The sequence below is a fragment of the Acinetobacter sp. FY683 genome (genome assembly GCF_059515885.1).
The window spans coordinates 1-4253 of record NZ_JCAKNA010000058.1 but is presented as its reverse complement, the minus strand read 5'-3'; the positions used below and the strand labels follow the sequence as shown (position 1 = coordinate 4253).

4 protein-coding genes are annotated in these 4253 nt (G+C 31.3%); 1 reads left to right on the top strand and 3 read right to left on the bottom strand.

Translation table 11 applies throughout. The features are described 5' to 3' along the window. Positions 1–218 (bottom strand): transposase (locus tag AC5YDH_RS14810; RefSeq protein ID WP_496120578.1); only part of this gene is annotated, 218 nt, incomplete at its 3' end. Between the two features lie 86 nt (positions 219–304). On the opposite strand from AC5YDH_RS14810, the gene AC5YDH_RS14805 reads away from it, so the two are divergent. Next, complete coding sequence (locus tag AC5YDH_RS14805; RefSeq protein ID WP_496120582.1) at positions 305–1681, top strand: aspartate ammonia-lyase; 1377 nt, start codon at positions 305–307, stop codon at positions 1679–1681. Positions 1682–1786: 105 nt separating this feature from the next. On the opposite strand, the gene AC5YDH_RS14800 is transcribed toward AC5YDH_RS14805, so the two are convergent. Together AC5YDH_RS14800 and AC5YDH_RS14795 are read right to left on the bottom strand one after the other, a co-directional pair. Continuing rightward, the gene (locus tag AC5YDH_RS14800; RefSeq protein ID WP_496120581.1) at positions 1787–2971 is read right to left on the bottom strand and encodes an MFS transporter; all 1185 of its coding nucleotides are present in this window, start codon (positions 2969–2971) and stop codon (positions 1787–1789) included. A 98-nt stretch (positions 2972–3069) separates the two neighbouring features. Then, positions 3070–3936 (bottom strand): MurR/RpiR family transcriptional regulator, encoded by an 867-nt coding sequence (locus tag AC5YDH_RS14795; protein ID WP_496120580.1) that lies wholly within the window; start codon positions 3934–3936, stop codon positions 3070–3072. Between the last annotated feature and the right edge of the window lie 317 nt (positions 3937–4253).

The window sequence follows — 4253 nt, the reverse complement described above, 5'->3', positions numbered from 1 at the left end:
ACCATACGTAAAGACAGACGGAATAAGGATTTAATCATTAAGCAGCATTGGATGGCTGCGTCGGAGTAGGTTTGATTTCGCCCTTGTTTGCCTTTTGATGGCGCATACCATTGCGTAGCAGGATCAAACCAAATGGCAATATTTCCGCGACTCATGAGTGCTCGGTTATATGCGGGCCAATTGGTTGTGTGGTAGATTTTGTGTGTAGGCTTCTTCATTTGAAAATTATATCGCTGAAAAACCCTTTACAGATAGGTTTGTGCAACAAAACCATATTAGGTTAGAGAAAGACTTTTTGGGTGAAATGAAGATTAGTGATGATATCTATTATGGAATCCAGACAGCTAGGGCGATTAATAATTTTTCAGCAACAAAATATAAGCTGAATGACTTTCCTTTATTAATTAAATCCCTTGCTTTAATAAAATTAGCATGTGCAAAAGCTAACTTTAGAGCAGGAAATTTGGATGAAAAAAAATATGATGCGATTGAATATGCTTGTAATTGTATTGTAGAAGGAAAATTCAATAATTATTTTCTAATAGATATGATTCAAGGAGGAGCTGGTACTTCTACAAATATGAATATTAATGAAGTAGTTGCTAATATTGGTCTTGAATATTTAGGATATCGTAAGGGAGAGTATAGCTATTTGCATCCTAATAATGATGTAAATATGTCTCAATCTACGAATGATGTATACCCTACAGCTTTACGCTTAGCAGTGCTTTTGTCAGTTCAACAATACGAAAAATCTGCATCTCAGCTGATTCATGCTCTAAAAGAGAAAGCCATTAACTTTAAAAACATTATTAAAATGGGAAGAACCCAATTACAAGATGCTGTACCTATGTCCCTCGGCCAAGAATTTCAAGCATTTGCTGACTCTTTGGAAAAGGATATGAAGCTATATCTCTCTACTGTTTATGAACATATTCCTTATATCAATCTCGGAGGAACAGCAATTGGGACAGGTATAAATACTACTCAATCATATAGACAACATGTAATTGAAGAATTAAATACTCTTACTGATTTTTCTTTTCACTCAGCTCCAAATTTAATTGAGGCAACATCAGATACGAGTGATTTTGTGCTCTTATCAGGAATACTTAAACGTACGTCTTTAAAATTATCAAAAATTTGTAATGACTTACGTTTACTTTCAAGTGGCCCTCGCACAGGTATTTGCGAAATTAACTTGCCAGCAAAACAGCCAGGTAGTTCTATTATGCCTGGAAAAGTAAATCCAGTTATTCCTGAATATGTGAATCAAATATGTTTTCAAGTAATTGGGAATGATCTTACGATTGCATTCGCAAGTGAAGCTGGGCAACTACAATTAAATGTTATGGAACCTTTAATTATTTTCAAACTTTTCGAGAATATAAATTTATTAATGGTTGCATTTGATTCGCTTACTAATGACTGCATCAAAGGCATTACTGCAAATAAAGAACGCTGTAGTGAGTTATTATATAAGTCTGCTGGTATTGTAACAGCACTAAATCCTTTGCTCGGTTACGAAAAAACGTGTCAAATAGCAAAGCTCTCACAAGTAAGAGAAGAGTCAATTTTTAAAATATTAACTGATGAAAATATCCTTACAAATGAGCAAATTGCTAGTGTATTTGATATGGAAAATTTAATATTTCCTCAAGGTACAAACGTGTGTAACTAGTGACATTCATACTGAATAGATGTCTAAAAAGTTTTAATATTCCTTAAATAATTGCCTTGAAAAGCATATAAGATGTACATCTTATATGCTTTTCTTATGCTTTTTTTAAAATTGTTGCTTAATTTTTTGCTTTAATGAAAGTTTATACTCAATAAAACATATGAAGAGAATTATTGAACTTATAAAGATGCCTATACAGCTTAAAGTCGACCAATCATAATTGGACAGTAATTTAACACCAACATAACTTCCCAGAGCAGCACCTGAAAAATATATAGTCATATAGATGCCATTCAATTGTGATTTAATACTTGGGTCAATTTTGTATACTAAATTTTGATTCGTAGTATGCAATACTGAGAAGGCTCCATACATTAATACTAAGCCTACAATATAAATGGCAATTGATTGATAAACAAAAAATATAAAGATCCAAGATATTATGGTTATGAACGAAGCAATAATTGATACAGTATGGGCATGTCCATTGTCATTTGCTTTACCTGCAAAATTTGAAAAAAGAACTCCTATAAAGCCAATTAAACCTAATATTCCTATTTGAAAATCATTAAAATAGAAAGGTGACTTCGAAAGCATAATAGACATTGTTGAAAAAACCATACTCATGCTTAAAAAAGTTAGGGCCCCTATAAGAGCTCTATTTCTTAAAATAGGATATTTAATAAGCAGTCTAGGAACATTTAAAATTCTTTGTAAATAAATCTTTTGATAATTTGTGAGTGTTGAAGAAGTTGGCAATTTTTTATAAATTGAAATTGTAATAATAAAGAGTAATAAGCCACTGGCTAAGTAAATAAATCTCCAGTCAAAATAGAAGGAACTTAATCCAGACAACGTCCTAGCTAAAAGCGCTCCACAAAGTAGACCACTTACAATCATCCCAACCGCTTTCCCGGCATCACCAGCAGAAACAATACTTGTAGATATTGCCATCATCATTTGAGATACAACACTGAACAGTCCTATAAGTAAGGTTGCGAAAAATAAGATATAAATATTATTAGAAAGCCCACATACAATTAATCCTACACAAGTAAGTAACATCAATATAAGCGTTAATTTTTTAGTATTTATTACATCAGCAAGTGGTGCAATGAATATCAGGCCAACTGCATAAGTAATTTGTGATAAAACAATAACATAGGATGACTGATATTCTGATATTTGAAATGAACTTGCAATTGTTGAAATTAAAGGTTGATTATAGTAATTACTGCCGGTACATATACCGGCAATAATAGCTAGAATTAGAATTAATTTTGTATTCATTAATGTTTATCTGAAAAATAAACATTATTTTAATTTAAAAAACAACATTTGTATCTTTTAATTTATTTTGGGTATATATGTATTTTTCATAACAAGTTTCATTCCATGATATATACATTAAAATTTCTAAGTTGTTCCTGTGATGCTTGTAAGCTGGACCGACTTTTTTCTTTATTTTGAAGAAAATATAGTGCTGCAATAACTTGCGAAGTACTAATGGCAGAAACTACAGATGGTAATAAGAATGAAGAAGTATTTGGGGCTACGATAATGTGATCAGCATAGTCTGCGAGTGGAGAGAGGCTACTATCTGTAATGAGAATTATTTTAGCTTGTCTCTCTTTAGCAAATTTTGCAGCTAAAATTGAATCTTTTGTATAAGGGTAATAACTATAGAGAACAAGGGCATCCTCGTTATCTATAAAACGTAAGTCATCTGCAAAGGCACCTCCAATACCATTTACTAGGTTAGTGTTTTGAGTAAAAAGCCGACATATATAATTAAAATAATGTGCCGCACTAAATAAACTTCGGAGTCCTAAAATATATATCTTTTTAGATAAATTCAGCTGCTTAGCTATATCATGTAATGCTTGAGCTTGAGCTATAGTGTAAGTGTTTTTAATATTCTGAATATCATGGTTGAATAGATCTTCAATTATTTTGTCATGTGTATCATTGTTGATATGAATTAAGGAATCTGGCTTTTTGACTTTTTCATTGTCTTGATTCAATAAATCTTGAATAAAAATATTTTTGAACTCATCATAACTTTCGAAGTTAAAACGTTTAATAAATCTAACTATTGAAGCAGGCTGAACATCGGCAAGCTTAGCGATACCTCGCATAGACTCGATTGCCACAATATTAGGATTATCTACAACAAATTTTGCAATTTTCTGCAAAATTTTTGGTAAAGTATTAAATTCAGATTTAATTAAATTTTCTAACTCGTTTTTTTTCATAAGCACTAGCTAGTTCTTAAACGTAAAGATGAAATAAACTTAATATTATCATTAAATAAGCCTAGTTTATATTGTGTTGTTTTTGCTATTTTTTTACTTACCTTATAAGAAAAGCTATTTATATAATATTACTGATAATTGTTGAGTTTTATTTTAAAATATTTAAAATCAAAAACTTATATCTCTATTCGGCTTTGTTGCACAAACCTATCTGTAAAGGCTTTTTTAGCGATATAATTTTCAAATGAAGAAGCCTACACACAAAATCTACCGCACAACCAATTGGCCCGCATATAACCGAGCACTCATGAGTCGCG

What these genes read in the sequence shown, in the direction of transcription:
- AC5YDH_RS14805 (WP_496120582.1), top strand. Translation starts at nt 305, where the DNA reads ATGAAGATTAGTGATGATATCTATTATGGAATCCAGACAGCTAGGGCG.
- AC5YDH_RS14800 (WP_496120581.1), bottom strand. Translation starts at nt 2,971, where the DNA reads ATGAATACAAAATTAATTCTAATTCTAGCTATTATTGCCGGTATATGT.
- AC5YDH_RS14795 (WP_496120580.1), bottom strand. Translation starts at nt 3,936, where the DNA reads ATGAAAAAAAACGAGTTAGAAAATTTAATTAAATCTGAATTTAATACT.